Origin of the sequence: Pseudomonas sp. FP1762 (genome assembly GCF_030687105.1) — a bacterium.
Taxonomy (GTDB): domain Bacteria; phylum Pseudomonadota; class Gammaproteobacteria; order Pseudomonadales; family Pseudomonadaceae; genus Aquipseudomonas; species Aquipseudomonas siliginis.
Window position 1 is genome coordinate 4311928 of sequence record NZ_CP117458.1, and the last position, 18599, is coordinate 4330526.

19 protein-coding genes are annotated in these 18599 nt (G+C 60.4%); 2 read left to right on the forward strand and 17 right to left on the reverse strand.

From position 1 onward, the window contains the following. Positions 1-56: 56 nt before the first annotated feature. From PSH90_RS19135 to PSH90_RS19200, 14 genes are all read right to left on the reverse strand, one after another. The gene (locus PSH90_RS19135) at positions 57-695 is read right to left on the reverse strand and encodes a TetR/AcrR family transcriptional regulator (RefSeq protein ID WP_016770981.1); all 639 of its coding nucleotides are present in this window, start codon (positions 693-695) and stop codon (positions 57-59) included. Between the two features lie 351 nt (positions 696-1046). After that, positions 1047-1838, reverse strand: a complete 792-nt coding sequence (locus PSH90_RS19140; RefSeq protein WP_305381309.1) for a TatD family hydrolase — start codon at positions 1836-1838, stop codon at positions 1047-1049. Positions 1839-1853: 15 nt separating this feature from the next. After that, positions 1854-2210 carry a PilZ domain-containing protein gene (locus PSH90_RS19145; protein ID WP_016770983.1) on the reverse strand — a complete coding sequence of 119 codons (357 nt, stop codon included), beginning with the start codon at positions 2208-2210 and terminating at the stop codon, positions 1854-1856. 42 nt (positions 2211-2252) lie between these two features. Then, positions 2253-3236, reverse strand: a complete 984-nt coding sequence (locus PSH90_RS19150; protein WP_256809747.1) for a DNA polymerase III subunit delta' — start codon at positions 3234-3236, stop codon at positions 2253-2255. Then, positions 3229-3861, reverse strand: coding sequence for a dTMP kinase (gene tmk, locus PSH90_RS19155; protein WP_016770985.1), 633 nt, complete (start codon positions 3859-3861; stop codon positions 3229-3231). The genes PSH90_RS19150 and tmk overlap by 8 nt, the downstream gene beginning before the upstream one ends. Positions 3862-3880: 19 nt before the next feature. Beyond that, a complete protein-coding gene (gene mltG, locus PSH90_RS19160) occupies positions 3881-5050 on the reverse strand; it encodes an endolytic transglycosylase MltG (RefSeq protein WP_305381310.1) in 1170 nt (389 codons plus the stop codon). 3 nt (positions 5051-5053) lie between these two features. Beyond that, positions 5054-5869, reverse strand: a complete 816-nt coding sequence (gene pabC / locus PSH90_RS19165) for an aminodeoxychorismate lyase (RefSeq protein WP_095181623.1) — start codon at positions 5867-5869, stop codon at positions 5054-5056. Beyond that, the gene (gene fabF / locus PSH90_RS19170) at positions 5869-7113 is read right to left on the reverse strand and encodes a beta-ketoacyl-ACP synthase II (RefSeq protein WP_038860467.1); all 1245 of its coding nucleotides are present in this window, start codon (positions 7111-7113) and stop codon (positions 5869-5871) included. Before fabF ends, pabC begins: the two co-directional genes overlap by 1 nt. Before the next feature lie 108 nt (positions 7114-7221). Next, positions 7222-7458, reverse strand: a complete 237-nt coding sequence (gene acpP, locus PSH90_RS19175) for an acyl carrier protein (protein WP_003175607.1) — start codon at positions 7456-7458, stop codon at positions 7222-7224. 196 nt (positions 7459-7654) lie between these two features. Continuing rightward, positions 7655-8398 (reverse strand): 3-oxoacyl-ACP reductase FabG, encoded by a 744-nt coding sequence (fabG, locus tag PSH90_RS19180; RefSeq protein ID WP_016770989.1) that lies wholly within the window; start codon positions 8396-8398, stop codon positions 7655-7657. A 16-nt stretch (positions 8399-8414) separates the two neighbouring features. Next, a complete protein-coding gene (fabD, locus tag PSH90_RS19185; RefSeq protein WP_056788244.1) occupies positions 8415-9353 on the reverse strand; it encodes an ACP S-malonyltransferase in 939 nt (312 codons plus the stop codon). Positions 9354-9476: 123 nt separating this feature from the next. Further along, entirely contained in the window at positions 9477-10487 is a 1011-nt protein-coding gene (gene plsX, locus PSH90_RS19190) for a phosphate acyltransferase PlsX (RefSeq protein ID WP_082530305.1), read from the reverse strand. Between the two features lie 4 nt (positions 10488-10491). Further along, entirely contained in the window at positions 10492-10674 is a 183-nt protein-coding gene (gene rpmF / locus PSH90_RS19195; protein WP_003179396.1) for a 50S ribosomal protein L32, read from the reverse strand. A gap of 13 nt (positions 10675-10687) precedes the next feature. Then, the gene (locus PSH90_RS19200; protein ID WP_003204262.1) at positions 10688-11215 is read right to left on the reverse strand and encodes a YceD family protein; all 528 of its coding nucleotides are present in this window, start codon (positions 11213-11215) and stop codon (positions 10688-10690) included. 105 nt (positions 11216-11320) lie between these two features. Between PSH90_RS19200 and PSH90_RS19205 the strand changes: the two genes are divergently transcribed. Continuing rightward, entirely contained in the window at positions 11321-11899 is a 579-nt protein-coding gene (locus PSH90_RS19205; protein WP_056788239.1) for a nucleoside triphosphate pyrophosphatase, read from the forward strand. An 86-nt stretch (positions 11900-11985) separates the two neighbouring features. On the opposite strand, the gene sppA is transcribed toward PSH90_RS19205, so the two are convergent. From sppA to rluC, 3 genes are read right to left on the reverse strand one after another with little or no spacing between them, the layout of a single operon-like run. After that, a complete protein-coding gene (gene sppA, locus PSH90_RS19210) occupies positions 11986-12975 on the reverse strand; it encodes a signal peptide peptidase SppA (RefSeq protein ID WP_305381311.1) in 990 nt (329 codons plus the stop codon). 24 nt (positions 12976-12999) lie between these two features. Further along, complete coding sequence (locus PSH90_RS19215; RefSeq protein ID WP_236168399.1) at positions 13000-13662, reverse strand: HAD-IA family hydrolase; 663 nt, start codon at positions 13660-13662, stop codon at positions 13000-13002. Continuing rightward, the gene (gene rluC / locus PSH90_RS19220; protein ID WP_016770994.1) at positions 13649-14608 is read right to left on the reverse strand and encodes a 23S rRNA pseudouridine(955/2504/2580) synthase RluC; all 960 of its coding nucleotides are present in this window, start codon (positions 14606-14608) and stop codon (positions 13649-13651) included. The genes PSH90_RS19215 and rluC overlap by 14 nt, the downstream gene beginning before the upstream one ends. 698 nt (positions 14609-15306) lie before the next feature. Here rluC and rne point away from each other — a divergent pair. Further along, entirely contained in the window at positions 15307-18573 is a 3267-nt protein-coding gene (rne, locus tag PSH90_RS19225; RefSeq protein ID WP_305381312.1) for a ribonuclease E, read from the forward strand. The last annotated feature ends 26 nt before the right edge of the window (positions 18574-18599 follow it).

Below are 18599 nucleotides of genomic sequence, written 5' to 3' on the forward strand. Positions count from 1 at the left end.
TCCTGTGCTATTGCGCCATGTTGTGAAAACACGGCGCAATCAGCCCGCTGAATGACTTATGTGCTCGGCGTTTCCGGGTCGCGCTTGCGCTTGTTGCCCATGCGCACGCCGATGTCCATCAGGAACTGGAAGAAGCCTTCCTGATCTTCCAGCACGTTGCTCCAGAACGGCGAGTGATACAGCGCCACCGCGCCGTGTACCAACGCCCAGGATGCGCAGTAGTGGAAGTACGGCGGCACGTCTTCGAGCTTGCCTTCGCTGATGCGACCCTTGATCAGCAGGGTCAGGCGTTCGAAGTTCGAGGCACGGATCTTGTGCAGTTCCTCGACCATCTCCGGCACCTGATTGCCCTTGACCACTTTCTCTTCGAGACGGTCGAACAGGCGATAGCGCTGCGGGTCGCGCATGCGGAATTCGAAGTAGGCGCGGGACAGCGCTTCCTTGTCCTTGTCGACATCGGCCGAATGCAGCAGCTCGTTCAGATCGCGCTCGTAATCGAGCATCAGGCGCAAGTAGATCTCGGCCTTGGATTTGAAGTGCTTGTAGATCGTGCCTTTGCCGATACCCACGGCATCAGCAATCATCTCGACGGTGACACTGTCTTCACCCTGGTCGAGGAACAGCTTGAGCGCGGTATCGAGAATTTCCTGCTCGCGGCGACGAAATTCACGGACCTTACGAGGTTCTTTATGCATAAGAAAAAGGTCTGAAGGGTCAAAATTCGAAGCCGCGTATTATGCCTAACTTGCGCAAAAAAGCACGGTTCATCGACCAAATCTGTGTTTCTTGTTCATTTCGAGAACGAATCGGGTGCAATGAGAACTCAACTGAAGCAAACGTATTCCAAATTTGTTTAAAAACCCCGACCCGCTCACTGGACTGCACGCCAGACTGATCAATACTTGAACTGTCGGGCGACATCTCCCCCAAGTGTCGTGCCGGTAAAGGTACCAACGGACCGCGTGCCTTTGTTTTACTCCTAATGGTCTTAACCCGGATTCACCCCCCAGAACCCGGGTTTTTTTTGCCTGCGATTTGGCCTGCCGTCATACGGCAGATTTAACACTCGCCAGCGGGAACAAGCGCTTGAAGTTTTCCGTGGTCTGCTCGGCAAAGCGCTCGTAGTTCTCACCACGCAGCATCGCCAGAAACTCCGCCACTTCGCGCACGTACTGCGGCAGGTTCGGCTTGCCGCGATACGGAATCGGCGCCAGATACGGCGAATCGGTTTCCACCAGCAGGCGATCGGCCGGCACTTTGCTCGCCACATCGCGCAGAGCGTCGGCATTGCGGAACGTGACGATGCCCGACAGGGAAATGTAATAACCCATGTCCAGCGCCGCTTTGGCCATGTCCCAATCCTCGGTGAAGCAATGCAACACACCGGCCTGGGGCAGCGCCGCTTCGCGCAGCAGTTGGAGGGTGTCGGCACGGGCGCCGCGAGTGTGGATGATCACCGGCTTGCCGGTCTGCTGCGCCGCTTGCAGATGCAGGCGAAACGACTCCTGCTGCAACTCGGCAGCTTCCGGCTCGTAGTGATAGTCGAGACCGGTTTCGCCGATCGCCACCACTTTCGGGTGATCGAGTTCGTGCAGCAGCCAATCCAGCGCCGGTGCCGCGCCCGGATGCACATCCAGCGGATGCACGCCGACCGAACAATCAACATCGGCATACCGCTCGGCGAGGCCTTTGACGTCGGCGGCGTTGTCGGCGCTGACGCCGATGCACAAAAAGTGTCCGACCCCGCGCTCACGGGCCGCAGCGAGTGCGGCATCCAGCGAGCCGTCATGGGCGGCGAGGTCGAGACGGTCAAGGTGACAATGGGAATCTACGAGCATAAAAAGGACTGCAACTTACATCGTATGAGTGGGACGGTCGGATTTCAGCGCTCCGGCCAGATGAGTTTCGATGCGACTGCGCGCGGTGTCGTCGCCGTCGTTGAATTGCACACCGACACCGGCGGCGCGATTGCCTTGTGCGCCTTTGGGGGTGATCCAGGCGACTTTGCCGGCGACCGGAATTTTTTCCGCTTCATCCATCAGGTGCAACAGCATGAACACCTCGTCGCCCAACCGGTAGCTTTTGTTGGTCGGGATGAACAGTCCGCCATTCTTGATGAACGGCATGTAGGCGGCGTAGAGCACCGACTTGTCCTTGATGGTCAGGGACAAGATGCCGTTACGCGGCCCCGGGCTGACAGGCTCAATCATGTTCACCTCCACTGCTGATCTTCAGAGTCTAGGTACACATTCTTATCTTTGACCAGGCAATCCCACCCATTGCACCAACAATGCTTCCAGCAACAGGGCCGGATTGAGGTTGGCCTTGCTCAGCACTTTCTGTCGCTGGGCGAGAATCCAGTCTTGAATATCCAGCACTTTACCCTGCGCGCTTTTCTGCGCCAGGTACTGCACGACCTTGCGCATATCGGCCAGGCCGAGGCCGGCTTCGTCCTGAGTCAGTTGATAGCGCAAGATCAGGCTCGACCAGTCGCAGAACCAGTCGAACAGACGCAGCATCGGAATGCTTTTCCACTCTTCCGCCAGTTGCGTCGGCGATTGCTGGCCCTTGAGCAACTTCTTCACGCCTTCGACCACTTGCGCGCGCTGTTCACGCACACCTTGCGATTGCAGGCTGACCGCCATCAGCGGCGACCCGGCGGCGAGGGTCAGCAGTTCGACGCGCTCTTCCTCCGCGCAATCCGGCAGCGCCTGGGCCAGCCATTGCAGGCTCATCGCCTCGCCCGGCAGCGGGCAGGCCTGCTGCACGCAACGGCTCTTGATGGTTGGCAACAAACGGCTCGGCTGGTGGCTGACCAATAGCAGCACGGTATCGCCGGACGGCTCTTCAAGGCTTTTGAGCAAGGCGTTGGCAGCGTTGATGTTCATCGACTCGACCGGCTCGATCAACACCACTTTGCGCCCCCCGAGCTGCGCGGTCTGCACGACGAAACTGACCAGATCACGAACCTGATCGACCTTGATCGCCTTGTCCGCCTCTTCCGGCTCCAGGATGTAATTGTCCGGATGACTGCCGGCCTTGAGCAGCAGACAGGATTTGCACTCGCCGCACGCCTCAGGCGTAGGGCGCTGACACAGCAGGCTGGCCATCAAGCGCTCGGCCAGCGCACGCTTGCCGATACCGGCCGGACCGTGCAGCAGGTACGCGTGAGCATGCTGACTGCGGCCGGCCAGTTGCTGCCAGAGGCTGTCCTGCCATGGATAGGCCTCAGCCACGGGCCAGCTCCAGCAAATTCGGTAGCAAGGTGTCCAGCGATTGCTGCACCTTGGCCAATGGCTGACCGGCATCGATGCGCACGTAGCGCGACGGGTCGGCTTCGGCGCGTTTCAGGAACGCATTGCGCACGTTCTCGAAAAACGCCCGGCCTTCGAGTTCGAACCGGTCCAGCCGACCACGGGCACTGGCGCGGGCCAGGCCGATTTCAACGGGCAGGTCGAAAATCAAGGTCAGATCGGGCCGCAAGTCGCCCTGCACGAAAGTCTCGAGCGTGGCGATGCGCTCGAGTGACAAACCACGACCGCCGCCCTGATAGGCGTATGTTGAATCGGTGAAACGATCACACAGCACCACGGCGCCACGCGCCAGCGCCGGGCGAATCACCTCTGCCAGATGCTGGGCGCGCGCGGCGAACACCAGCAACAGCTCGGCGTCCGGGTGCATCACTTCGTCGGCCGGGGTCAGCAACACGTCACGAATCCGCTCGGCCAGCGGCGTACCGCCGGGCTCACGGGTGAGCAGCACTTCGATACCGGCGGCGCGCAGGCGCTCGGCGAGGTATTCGCGATTGGTGCTCTTGCCCGCGCCTTCCGGGCCTTCCAGGGTAATAAACAAGCCAGTCACAGGCAGTCCTTCATCAAAGTCATTGCGCGTTCTGCGGTGCAGCGGCGTCCGGTTCCGGGGCTGGCGCAAGTTCTTGCGGCGGCACTTGCGGCAGCGCCTCGGGCGCGGTGTTCGGCGAGGCCGCCGGAATGGCCTCATCGGTGGCCGGCGCGGTTACTGGTGCCGGGCTGGAACGGTAATCGGCACGGCGCTTGAGCTGGTATTCGCGCACCGCGTTGTTGTGCGCATCCAGATCATCGGAGAACACATGGCTGCCATCGCCACGGGCGACGAAATACAGGCTGCTGCCCTCCACCGGGTTGAGCGCAGCATGAATCGCTTCGCGCCCGACCATCGCAATCGGCGTCGGCGGCAAGCCTGGAATCACGTAGGTGTTGTAAGGCGTCGGCTCTTTCAAATGTGCGCGGGTCAGTTTGCCGGTGTAGCGATCACCGAGGCCATAAATCACCGTTGGATCGGTCTGCAACTGCATGCCCAGCGCCATGCGCCGTACGAACACTCCGGCAATCTGCCCGCGCTCCTGCGGAACGCCGGTCTCTTTCTCGACCAGCGAGGCCATGATCAGAGCTTGATAAGGTTCGCTGTAAGGCACATCGGCAGAACGCTGCGCCCATTCTTTGGCGAGCACTTCATCGAGACGATCAAAGGCCTTTTTCAGCAGCTCGGCATCGGACATGCCACGCACGAAGCGATAGGTATCCGGGAAAAACCGACCTTCCGGGAACAAGCCTTTGTGGCCGATCTTCGCCATCACGTCGCTGTCGCTCAGGCCGGTGAGGGTCTGCTCGAGCTTGTCGTCCTTGGCCAGGGCGGCGCGCACTTGATGGAAAGTCCAGCCTTCGACCAGGGTCAGGCTGTACTGAACCACGTCGCCGCGCTTCCACGAATCGATCAGACCGTTGACGGTCATGCCCGGCTGCATGCGGTATTCGCCGCTGTGAATCGGTGTGCCGGCGAGATTGAAGCGCCAGTAGACGCGCAGCCAGAACGCGTCCTTGATGACGCCATCGGTTTCGAGTTCAAGGAAGGTACGGGTCGGTGTAGAGCCTTTCGGCACATCCAGCAGTTGTTCCTGCGGAATGTTCAGGGGCTGTTCCAGCGCCGAATGAATTTTCCAGGCGCTGGCGCCCAACAGCAGCCCTGCCAGAACCAGTCCGGTTTCCAGCAGCAGCAAAAGTTTACGTCTCACGAATCAAGCATCCAGTAGCGCGCGGGCAATGGTTTGCAGTTTACGGGTGAGCGGGCCAACCGGCCAGCTCAGTGCAGCACAGGCGCGTACCGGCCAGACGCCATAAACGCTGTTGCAGACAAACACTTCATCAGCCCATTGCAGCTGTTCGAGGCTGATATCGGCGATTTGCGTGGGGATGGCCAGCGACTCGGCCTGAAACAATATTTCCGCGCGCATCACCCCAGCGACGCCGCAGCGCTTCAAGTCGGGCGTAATCAGACCACCGTCGCGCACCAGGAAAATATTGCTGTACACACCTTCGACGACGCGCCCGGCCTGATCGAGCATCAAGCCTTCGGCATGCTCGCTGTCCTGCCATTCGGCGCGGGCGAGCACCTGTTCCAGTCGATTCAGATGTTTGAGCCCGGCCAACAACGGCTGCGTAGATAAACGCGTGTTGCAGGGAAACAGGCGGATGCCGTGCTCGGCATGGGCAGCGGGATACGCTGCCGGCGGATTGCCTTGCAGGATGCGTCGGCCCTGCGCCGCAGGATCGGGCGCATAACCACGCAAGCCGTCACCCCGAGTGAGGATAAGCTTGAGCACGCCCTCGCCCATCGCAGCGGCATAGCCGAGCAGCTCATGGCGAACCAGCTCGAGATCGGTCGCAATGGCCAGACGCGCGCAGCCATCAGCCAGGCGCGTCAGGTGCCGATCCAGCAGGACGGGCTGACCACTGCGCACGGCAATGGTCTCGAACAGACCATCGCCATAAGCCAGGCCGCGATCTTTCAGCGACAGCACGTCAGCCGGTTGACCGTCGACCCAGCTGTCCATCAGCCGGCGAACCGGCGAAACGCCAGAGTGCCGTTGGTGCCGCCAAAACCGAAGGAGTTGGACAGCACGACATCGATGTCCATGTTACGCGCGGTGTGCGCAACGAAATCGAGATCGCAGCCTTCGTCCGGTTCATCGAGGTTGATGGTCGGCGGTGCCACCTGGCTGTTGATCGCCAGCACGCTGAAAATCGCTTCGACCGCGCCCGCCGCACCCAACAGGTGGCCGGTCATCGACTTGGTCGAGCTGACGGCCAGCTTGTAGGCGTGATCGCCGAACACCGACTTGATCGCATTGGCTTCGGCAAGGTCGCCGGCCGGGGTCGAGGTGCCGTGGGCGTTGATGTACTGCACTTGATCGACATTGATCTTCGCGTCGCGCAGGGCATTGGTGATGCAGCGCGCGGCACCGGCGCCATCGGCGGGTGGCGAGGTCATGTGGAACGCATCGCCACTGGTGCCGAAACCGATCAGCTCGGCGTAGATCGTGGCGCCACGGGCCTTGGCGTGCTCCAGCTCTTCGAGAACCAGAGCGCCAGCACCATCGGACAGAACGAAGCCGTCGCGGCCCTTGTCCCACGGACGGCTGGCGCGGGTTGGCTCGTCGTTGCGGGTCGACAGCGCACGGGATGCGCCGAAGCCGCCCATGCCCAGACCGCAGGCAGCCATTTCCGCACCGCCGGCAATCATCACGTCGGCTTCGTCGTACATGATGTTGCGCGCGGCCATGCCGATACAGTGCGTACCGGTGGTACATGCAGTAGCGATGGCGTAGTTAGGCCCCTGTGCACCTAGGTGGATGGACAGGAAACCGGAAATCATATTGATGATCGAGCCAGGCACAAAGAACGGCGAGATCCGTCGCGGACCGGTCTCGTGCAGGGTGCGGCTGGTCTCTTCGATGTTGGTCAGACCGCCAATCCCCGAACCCATGGCCACGCCAATGCGTTCACGGTTGGCATCGGTGACTTCCAGACCGGCGTTGCGCACGGCTTGAAAGCCTGCGGCGAGGCCGTACTGAATGAACAGGTCGAGCTTGCGCGCTTCCTTGACCGACAGGTATTCCTCGACATTGAAGCCTTTGACCGAACCACCGAAGCGGGTCGAATAGGCAGAAAGGTCGGTGTGTTCGATCAGACCAATGCCACTGCGGCCAGCCAGAATGCCCTGCCAACTGCTCGGCACATCCGTGCCCAGTGGCGACAACATACCCATACCGGTGACTACGACGCGTCTACGCGACACAGCACTCTCCTTTTTCAAATGACGACTTTGCATCAGGCCTAAAGAAAAAACCGCACGCCATGATGGCAGTGCGGTTTTTCCATGACAGCAAGCAACGATTACAAACTATTACGCCTGGTGGCTGGTAACGTAGTCGATTGCAGCTTGTACAGTAGTGATCTTTTCAGCTTCTTCGTCAGGGATTTCGGTCTCGAATTCCTCTTCCAGAGCCATCACCAGCTCAACGGTGTCAAGGGAGTCGGCACCCAGGTCTTCTACGAAGGAAGCGGTGTTGACCACTTCTTCTTCTTTAACACCCAGTTGCTCGGCAACGATTTTCTTGACGCGCTCTTCGATGGTGCTCATACCTTGTTTTCACTCCTAATGGACAAATTCAGGCAGCTGGCCAGTGGGTAAGTGTATAGAAAGCCTTTTCAGTTTTTCAACTGAAAGCTTCACTCCTCAAACCCTGCGGCCCTCTGCCTATAAATAGATTGCAGCTTTATAACGGATTTTAGACAGCTCGTATGACATTTTTTTGAAGCAATCCGTCACATTTTACTTACATGTACATCCCACCGTTCACCGGGATTGTAGCCCCGGTAACGTATGCCGCACCGTCGGATGCAAGAAAAGCGACCACGGACGCGATCTCTTGAGCTTGCCCCAGACGACCCAGCGGAATCTGCGTCTGCAAGGCTTCACGCTGTGCTTCAGGCAGCTCGCGGGTCATATCGGTGTCGATGAACCCTGGGGTTACCGAGTTGACCGTAATCGAACGCGAACCGACTTCACGCGCCATCGCCCGGCTGAAACCTTCCAGACCGGCCTTGGCGGCTGCATAGTTTACTTGGCCGGCGTTGCCCATGGCACCCACCACCGAGCCAATACTGATAATTCGACCCCAGCGCGCCTTGGTCATGCCACGCAAAACGCCCTTGGACAGGCGATACAGACTGTTCAAGTTGGTATCGATCACGTCGTACCACTCGTCGTCTTTCATGCGCATCATCAGGTTATCGCGGGTGATACCGGCATTATTGACCAGAATCGCCACCGGCGCACCGAACTGCTCCTGAATGCCTGCCAGCACGGCGCTGACCGATTCGTCGCTGGTGACATTGAGTTCGAAACCGGCGCCCTGGATACCGTTTTCCTTCAGGGTCGCGGCAATGCGCTCGGCGCCCGACGCGGAGGTCGCGGTGCCGACAACGATGGCGCCCTGACGACCCAGTTCCAGCGCGATGGCCTGGCCGATGCCGCGGCTTGCACCGGTAACCAGTGCAACTTTACCTTGCAGACTCATGCAAGTTTCTCCTGATTCAGGCCTGCGCTGCGCGAGCGGCAGCGAAGGCGTCTGGGGTATTGAGATTGGAAGTCGAAACGCCTTCGGCGCAACGTTTGTTCAGGCCAGCGAGGACTTTGCCCGGGCCGCATTCGACCAGATTGGTCGCGCCCTTGGCGGCCAAAGTCTGCACCGATTCAACCCAGCGCACTGGCTTGTAGAGCTGTTCGAGCAGATCGCGCTTGAGGGTTTCCAGATCGGCCGGCACTTGTGCGCTGACGTTCTGCACCACCGGGATCTGCGGCGCCTGCCAGTCGATGGCGGCGATGGATTCGGCGAAACGCTCGGCAGCCGGACGCATCAGCTCGCAGTGCGACGGCACGCTCACCGGCAACGGCATGGCGCGTTTGGCACCACGGGCCTTGCAGCCTTCGATGGCGCGCTCGACGGCTGCCTTGGCACCGGCGATCACCACTTGGCCCGGCGAGTTGAAATTCACTGCGCTGACGACTTCGCCTTGCGCCGCTTCGGCGCAGGCAGCCAGCACGTCGGCATCTTCCAGACCGAGGATCGCAGCCATGCCGCCCTGCCCGGCCGGCACCGCTTCCTGCATCAACTGGCCACGGCGCTCGACGAGCTTGACCGCGTCAGCCAGGGTCAGGCTGCCGGCAGCAACCAGCGCGCTGTATTCACCCAGGCTATGGCCGGCGACGAACGCCGGACGCGCGCCGCCTTCGGCCAGCCACAGACGCCACAGGGCGATCGAAGCGGTCAGAATGGCTGGTTGGGTTTTGTCGGTTTGATTGAGCAGCTCTTCCGGGCCCTGCTGGGTCAGTGCCCACAGGTCGTAGCCCAGCGCAGCAGAGGCTTCTTGAAAGGTTTCGAGGATCAGCGGATGTTGCGCGCCCAGCTCGGCCAGCATGCCGAGGGACTGCGAACCCTGTCCTGGAAAGACGAATGCGAGGGAAGCAGACATGTAACAAGCCCCTAATGATCTTGTCGTCGGAAAATAACGCCCCGTTGGGGACGCCAGAAACTGACAGTTTGGATGGCCCTTTGAACCGGGCGGTCACATTTAAGCATTGTCCGACGAAAACGCCTAAGACAACAGTTCCTCCAGACGACCGTGGAGACGCTCGGGCAAGTTCTCCTGAATCTCGATCAGCGCCCGTTGAATCGCACTCTGAAAGCCCTGAACCCCCGCCGATCCGTGGCTTTTCACGACGATGCCCTGCAAGCCGAGAAAGCTTGCGCCATTATGTCGCGCCGGGGCCAGGTCGGCCTGCAGACGCTTCATCAACGGCAGCGCGAGAACGCCGACAGCGCGCGAAGCGAAGTTTTTCTTGAACAAAGCCTCGATCCGCGCAGCAATCATCGTCGCCAGACCTTCGCTGGACTTGAGCAGGATGTTGCCGACGAAGCCGTCACACACCACCACATCGGCCTCGCCGCGATACAAGCCGTCGCCTTCGATAAAACCGATGTAGTTGATCCCGCGCGCGGCCTGCAACAACGTTGCGGCCAGTTTGACCTGCTGATTGCCCTTGATGTCTTCGGTGCCGATGTTCAGCAGTGCCACACGCGGACGGGCGATACCCAGGGTCTGCGCAGCGACCGAGCCCATCACCGCGAACTGCAACAGGTGCTCGGCACTGCAATCGACGTTGGCGCCCAGATCGAGCAGCTGGCAATAACCGGTCTGCGTCGGAATCGCCGCGACCATGGCCGGACGATCAATGCCGGGCAATGTCTTCAGCACGAATCGTGACAAGGCCATCAACGCACCGGTATTGCCGGCGCTGACACAGGCCTGCACCTTGCCATCGCGCAGCAGTTCAAGGGCTACACGCATCGACGAATCCGGCTTGCCACGCAGGGCTTGGGCGGGTTTTTCGTCCATGGTGATGACTTCGCTCGCCGCGACAATCGTCAGGCGCGCGCGATCGGCAGCCGACTGGCCGTGGATCAGTTCTTCAAGAAGGGAGGGTTGACCGACGAGGGTCAGGTGCAGCGAGGGTGTAGCAGACAGGCAAGCGAGACTGGCCTGAACAATGCTGCGGGGACCGAAGTCCCCGCCCATTGCGTCAATCGCGATGACTTGAGCAGACAAGTGATTACTCGTCAGCGCCCTTGTCGATCACTTTACGGCCACGGTAAACGCCTTCTGGCGATACGTGGTGACGCAGGTGAACTTCACCAGTGGTTTTTTCTACAGACAGGGTGCTAGCCTCGAGAGCGTCGTGCGAACGGCGCATATCACGGGCAGAGCGGGATTTTTTGTTCTGCTGAACAGCCATAATTGATTAACTCCTAAACGTTTGGGTCACGCTTTAACTGCGCCAATACACTGAACGGGTTGGACCGCGTTACCTCGTCCTCGCTCGGTTCGGGCTCATCTGCTCCCGCCGGCTGCTGGCATTCTTCCGGATGATGAGCAGGCACAATGGGCAAGGCGAGCAGAAGCTCCTCCTCGATCAGTGACTGCAGATCCAATGGATCTTCGCCCAGTTCCAGCACGTCATAACCTTTCGGCAACGACTGGGTATTCGCACCCTCCTTCACCACCGCGTAACTGCATTCGCTGTGGATCGGCAGGGTGACCAGCTCAAGACAACGCTGGCAAACCATTTTGACTTCGGTGTCGATAAAGCTGTGGATGACCACAGACTTACGTTCATCTCGTTCAAAAACGAATTTGGCCTGCACCGTACCGACATCGTCGGAAAGCGGGTCGCAGAGTCTCTTCAAATCGGCCAGCAGCAGTTCACCTTGAAGGGTGGTGCCACGGTCAGCCAATTTGCGCGGGTCAACGTGAGGTGGAATCGGGTCATTCAACATAGGCGCAGCATTATAGGGATGCACCCAACCATGTCAAAGGAAATTGTGCCCTGTCCGTCACTTGCGCGCCTCCGCTAGAATCCGCACCTGCCTCAGGAGACGTCCATGCTGCCTTTATTACTCGCTTCAAGCTCGACTTATCGCCGCGAATTGCTCGCCCGCCTGCACCTGCCGTTCGTCTGCAGCTCGCCGGACATCGACGAAAGCCACCGCCCGGGCGAATCCGCGATCGATCTGGTCAAACGTCTCGCCGAAGAAAAGGCCCGGGCCTTGGCGGACAGCCACCCTGCTCATCTGATCATTGGCTCGGATCAGGTTGCCGTCCTCGGCGAACAGATCATCGGCAAGCCGCACACCTTCGAGAAGGCTCGCGAGCAATTAATGGCGGCGAGCGGCGCGAGCGTGACCTTCCTGACCGGCCTGGCGCTGCTCAACAGCCAGACCGGGCAATGCCAGGTCGACTGCGTGCCGTTTACCGTGCACATGCGCCAGCTGGATCAGGCAAGCATCGAGCGCTATCTGCGCATCGAGCAGCCGTACGACTGCGCCGGCAGCTTCAAGGCCGAGGGACTGGGCGTGAGCCTGTTTCAATCGACCGAAGGCCCGGATGCCACCAGCCTGATCGGCCTGCCGCTGATTCGCCTGATCGATATGTTGTTGGTCGAGGGTGTGCAAATCCCTTGAAAGCAAAAGATCGCAGCCTTCGGCAGCTCCTACACCGATTGTGCAAGAGCTGCCGTTGACCTGCGATCTTCTGACCTTGAAACGATTTACCGCAACGAAGGCCCGTGGAAACCCATCCACATCGCCAACTGCTCGGCCACGCTGGCGCCGAGCTTTTTCGAGAAGCGATCGAACGGCGATTCCTGCACGGTGAAGTCCACCAGCTCCTTCTCGCCAATCACATCACGCGCCACCGAACTGGCATTGCCCAAGCCATCGATCAGGCCTAGCGGCAGCGCCTGCTCACCCGACCAGACCAGCCCGGAAAACAGCTCCGGATGCTCTTTGTCCTTCAGACGATCGCCACGGCCCTGCTTGACGCTGTTGATGAACTGCTTGTGCGTGGTGTCCAGCACGCTTTGCCAGAATGCGGTTTCTTCAGGCTTTTGCGGCTGGAACGGATCCAGGAATGCCTTGTGCTCGCCCGAGGTATAGGTGCGGCGCTCAACCCCGAGTTTTTCCATGGTGCCAACGAAACCGTAACCCGCCGCCGTCACGCCGATCGAGCCGACCAGACTGGCCTTGTCGGCATAGATCTGATCCGCCGCGCTGGCGATGTAATAGGCGCCCGAAGCACCAAGATCGGAAATCACTGCGTAGAGCTTGATCTCCGGATGCAACCCACGCAGACGCTTGATCTCTTCATAGACATAGCCAGACTGCACCGGACTGCCACCCGGGCTATTGATGCGCAGGACCACGCCCTTGACCTTCTTGTCTTCGAACGCCGCACGCAGGCTGCCAACGATATTGTCGGCGCTGGCCGGCTCCTTGTCGGCGATTACGCCGTCGATCTCGATCAACGCCGTGTAGTTCGGGCCGCGGGTGGCGGTTTTTTCCATGTCCATCAGCGGCGTGAACAGCAGCAGCGCAACAAACAGATAAACAAACGTCAGCAGCTTGAAGAAAATCCCCCAGCGCCGCGAACGGCGTTGTTCCTGCACGCCGGCCAGCAAAGTCTTTTCCAACAGCTTCCAGCTTTTCGCGTCACCGTCGTCGGCACTTGCCTTGGCCGGTGCTTTCCATTCGTCGGTCATGCCATCTACCCCAGCAAAAACGTATTAAGCCTGCTGACCCAGCCAGGCGTGCAATTCAGAAAAACGGTCGATCGACAGGCGCGGCTCGAACTGTTGCAGGGACTCGATCGATTGCGCGCCGTAACTGACCGCCACCGAATCCATCCCCGCGTTGCGTGCCATCAGCAGGTCGAACGACGAATCGCCGACCATCAACGCCTGCTCCGGACGTACGCCGCAGTGGCTGACGATCTGCTCAAGCATCAGAGGGTGTGGCTTGCTGGCAGTTTCATCGGCGGCGCGGGTGATATCGAAATAATCTTCCCAGCCATTGGCCTTGAGCACCCGATCCAGTCCGCGACGGTTCTTGCCCGTCGCTACCGCCAGGTGATAACCCTGCTCGCGAAACGATGCCATCGACTCGACCACGCCCTCGAACAGCGGCGACGGCACGGCTTCGGCAGCGATGTAGTGATCGGCGTAATACTCACGAAACGCGAGCATTTCTGCGTCGCTGATTTCGGGGTACAGCGTGCGAATCGCCTCCGGCAAGCCGAGACCGATGATGCCTTTGACAGCGAAGTCATCGCGCAGCTCGAAACCGGAACGCCCGGACGCCGAGTGCATGGCCTCGACGATCCGATGGATGGAATCGGCAAGGGTGCCGTCCCAGTCGAAAATCAGCAGCTTGTAATCAGATGGGCGCACTCAATCGCTCCACGGTCTTGGCCCACATTTCATCGACGGGCGCTTGCAGATTCAGCTTGCCGCCGTCGGGTAGCGGCACGGTCAGCATGTAAGCGTGCAGGAACAGGCGCTTACCGCCCAGATCGCGGATTTCCTTGGTGAAATCCTCGTCGCCATACTTACTGTCACCGGCAATGCAATGGCCAGCATGCAAGGTGTGCACGCGAATCTGGTGGGTACGACCGGTAACCGGTTTAGCTTCGACCATGGTGGCAAAATCACCGAAGCGGCGCAGCACCTTGAACAGCGTCAGGGCTTCTTTGCCCTCGTCATTGACTTCGACCATGCGCTCGCCGGAACGCAGATTGCTCTTGAGCAGCGGAGCGCGAACCTGCTTGATCGAGGTTGCCCAGTTGCCACGGACCAGCGCCATGTAGCGCTTGTCGACGCCATCGCCGCGCAACTGCTCGTGCAGGTGGCGCAACATGCTGCGCTTCTTGGCGATCATCAGCAGGCCGGAGGTGTCACGGTCAAGACGGTGAACCAGCTCCAGTTCCTTGGCGTCGGGACGCAACTGACGAAAGGCTTCGATCACGCCGAAATTCAGCCCGCTGCCGCCATGAACCGCAATGCCGGCGGGCTTGTTGATCACGATCAGGGCCTTGTCTTCGAAGACAATCGAGGCTTCCAGGCGCTGCAACAGCCCCTGGGCCAGCGGTACCGGTTCGTCGCGCTCAGGCACGCGAACCGGCGGCACGCGCACGATATCGCCGGCCTGCAGCTTGTATTCGGGCTTGATCCGACCTTTGTTCACGCGCACTTCGCCTTTGCGCAAAATGCGGTAAATCAAGGTCTTGGGCACGCCTTTGAGCCGGGCGAGGAGAAAGTTGTCGATTCGTTGGCCGGCATACTCCGGCGAGACTTCAAGCAGTTGAACGCCTGGAGTCGAAGGGGCAGTAGTTGTCATGCCGCGGATGATAACAATTTTTATGGAATTGAAGCACTTAATCATTGCTGCTATAGTCGCGAACGCCGCCAAAAGCGGCCTGGACAGCGGAACCACGGTCAAAGACCGGCCCTGACCAACGCAATTCACCAGGGCGCGAGGCCGTCCTACGGGGCTTTCGCTACGTAACGGTGGAGTTTGCGGTTGTAACGAGCGCAGGTGACATGAGGCCTGAATTACACCGCCGGGCAGAGTTCTGACTCGCCAGGCAGGCGACATTCGAGGCCAGTTCACAAAGTGCAGTCGACTGCGAATGACCCCGAGCGATTGCTTCGGAAACATCGCCTGAATAGCCATGATGCGTGACCTCCCCTTTCGGAGCTCACGGTAAATGCCAACCCGCTGCGGATTCTGCGCGCGGCAGCACCCGAATTATCAGGGATACGTGTAGGGTGGAGATGCACAACCGCCGGACTGTGTAGCAACAAGCTTTGATCAAGACGCTTCATCTCGTCCACAGCCGCTGGTTGATTCCTCCTCCTGACTGAGTGCTTAAGTAGCCACAGCAAGCAGGACGCGTACGTCGCGGTATCGGCCCAATTGGCCGCACATCGCTGGACACGGGAATGGCCAACCACTCCCGACGCACCTGACACCGACCGTGAGAAGTCGTGTGTGCCGAACGCCGTTTCCGGCAGCCCGGAAACCGACGGTACTACATGAAAAGAATGCTGATTAACGCAACTCAACCCGAAGAGTTGCGTGTTGCACTGGTAGATGGCCAACGCCTCTACGACCTGGACATCGAATCCGGTGCACGCGAGCAGAAAAAGGCCAACATCTATAAAGGCCGTATCACTCGCATCGAACCAAGCCTTGAGGCTGCCTTTGTCGATTTCGGCTCCGAGCGCCACGGCTTCCTGCCCCTCAAAGAAATCTCCCGCGAATACTTCAAGAAAGCCCCAGAAGGCCGCGTCAACATCAAGGACGTCCTGAGCGAAGGCCAGGAAGTCATCGTTCAGGTCGAGAAAGAAGAACGTGGGAACAAGGGCGCCGCCCTGACCACCTTCATCAGCCTGGCCGGTCGTTACCTCGTACTGATGCCGAACAACCCGCGTGCCGGCGGCATCTCCCGTCGCATCGAAGGCGAAGAACGCAACGAACTGCGTGAAGCGCTGAACGGTCTGGTTGCTCCGGCCGACATGGGTCTGATCGTGCGCACTGCCGGCCTGGGCCGCAGCAGCGAAGAAATGCAGTGGGACCTTGATTACCTGCTGCAACTGTGGACCGCCATCAAAGAAGCCTCGCTGGATCGCTCCGCGCCATTCCTGATCTACCAGGAAAGCAACGTGATCATCCGCGCCATCCGCGATTACCTGCGCCAGGACATCGGCGAAGTGCTGATCGACAGCGTTGAAGCCCAGGACGAAGCCCTGACCTTCATCCGCCAGGTGATGCCGCAGTACGCCAGCAAGATCAAGCTGTACGAAGACAGCGTGCCACTGTTCAACCGTTTCCAGATCGAAAGCCAGATCGAGACCGCGTTCCAGCGCGTCGTCGAACTGCCTTCCGGCGGCTCCATCGTCATCGATCCGACCGAAGCCCTGGTGTCCATCGACATCAACTCGGCGCGCGCCACCAAAGGCAGCGATATCGAAGAAACCGCGCTGCAGACCAACCTTGAAGCCGCCGAAGAAATCGCCCGTCAGTTGCGCCTGCGCGACATCGGCGGCCTGATCGTCATCGACTTCATCGACATGACCCCGGCCAAGAACCAGCGCGCCGTGGAAGAGAAAGTCCGCGAATGCCTGGAAGCTGACCGCGCCCGTGTGCAGATCGGCCGCATCTCGCGTTTCGGTCTGCTGGAAATGTCCCGTCAGCGCCTGCGTCCATCGCTGGGCGAAAGCAGCGGCATCGTCTGCCCGCGTTGCAACGGCACCGGCATCATCCGTGACGTTGAATCGCTGTCGCTGGCCATCTTGCGCCTGATCGAAGAAGAAGCCCTGAAAGACCGCACCGCCGAAGTTCGCGCGCAAGTGCCGATCCCGGTCGCTGCGTTCCTGCTCAACGAAAAACGCAACTCGATCACCAAGATCGAACTGCGCACCCGTGCCCGTATCGTCATTCTGCCGAACGATCACCTCGAGACGCCGCACTTCGAAGTTCAGCGCCTGCGTGACGACAGCCCGGAAGCCGCGACCAACCAGTCCAGCTACGAAATCGCTGCGGCCGCTGCCGAAGTCGAAGAAGTCCAGCCAGCCGCTGCGACCCGCACTCTGGTTCGCCAGGAAGCTGCAGTGAAAACTGCGCCGGCCCGTGCCAACGCACCGGTGCCGACTGAAGTTGCACCTGCCGCACCTGCTCCGGCATCGGTTGCCGCACCTGAGCCAAGCCTGTTCAAGGGCCTGGTGAAGTCGCTGGTCAGCCTGTTCGCCACCAAGGAAGAGCCAGCCGCACCGGTCGCTGTCGCGAAACCGGCTGCCACCGAGCGTCCTGCCCGCAACGAAGAGCGTCGCAACGGTCGTCAGCAGAGCCGCAACCGCAACGGTCGCCGCGATGAAGAACGCAAGCCGCGCGAAGACCGTGCTCCACGTGAAGAGCGCGCACCACGCGAGCCGCGCGAAGAGCGCCAGCCACGCGAAGCCCGCGAGCCGCGTGAAACCCGCAGCGAAGCGCCGGTAGCCCGCGAAGAGCGCGCACCACGTGCCCCGCGTGAAGAACGTGCACCGCGTGCACCGCGTGAAGATCGCAAGCCGCGTGGCGAGCGTGAAGAACGCGTGCGTGAACTGCGCGAGCCGCTGGACGCCGCGCCAGCCGCAGCCGCAGCTGTTGCTGCCGTGACCGCTGAAGAGCGTCCGGCCCGTCAGCCACGCGAAGAACGCGCCCCGCGTCCGCCGCGTGAAGAGCGTCAACCGCGTGCCGAGCAGGCCGCTGCTGCCGTTGCTGAAGAAGAAGTGAACAGCAACAACGAAGAGCAACTGCCGGAAGACGGTCAGGACAACGCCGAAGGCGATCGTCCACGTCGTCGCTCCCGTGGCCAGCGTCGTCGCAGCAACCGTCGCGAGCGTCAACGTGATGCCAACGGCAACGTGATCGAAGGTTCGGAAGAATCCGAGTCCGCTGAAAACGCTGGCGAGCCAAGCACTGCCGATCTGGCCGCTGGCCTGGCCGTCACCGCCGCCGTAGCCAGCAGCACCATCAGCGCTCCGGCAGAAGCCGAAGCTCACGAGCAGGCTGAACGCGCCACTGCCGCCACACTGGAAACCGCTCCAGTCGAAGCGCCGGTTGTCGAAGCCACCACTCCAGTGGAAGTGACTGCTGCACCGGAAATCGAAGTCGCCCCGGTCCGCGAAGCTCAGCCTCAGGTTGAAGCGCCTGCCGAACCGGAAGCTGTCGTTGAAGCGCCAGTTGCTGAATCCGAACCAGCGACCGAAACCGTCAGCGAAAACGTGACCAAAACCGTGCGTGAAGTTCGCGAAGAGCAGACTGCGTTCAACTGGGTTGCCGAGCCAGCTGTGACCGAAGCTCCAGCGCCAGTCACTGAAGCCGAAGTACCGCAGGCCATGGTTTCCGAACCAGTAGTTGTAGCGGCCGAACCGGCTCCAGAGCCAGTGGTTGAAGCACCAGCTGTCGAAGCACCAGTTGCAAAAGCTCAGGCTGAAGAAGCACCAGCCGCAGTTGAAGCTCCGGCTCCGGTCAGCGCCCTGACGCCAAACGGCCGTGCGCCAAACGACCCGCGTGAAGTGCGTCGTCGCAAGCGTGAAGCCGAGCGTCTGCAGAAGGAAGCCGAACTGGCTGCCGCTGCAGCGCCAGTGGCTGCCGAACCAGCCGCTGCGGCTGAAGTGGTCGAGGCAGCCCCTGCCCCGGTCGCGGAAGAAGCATCGGTTGAAGCGGTGATCGCTGAAGCACCACGCTCCGTTCAGGACGCGGTTGAACAGCGCGAAGAAGCCCAGGAAAAAGAGCACGAGCCTAAACCACTCGTGTAATTCCTGAAGCCATTAAAAAGCCCCGC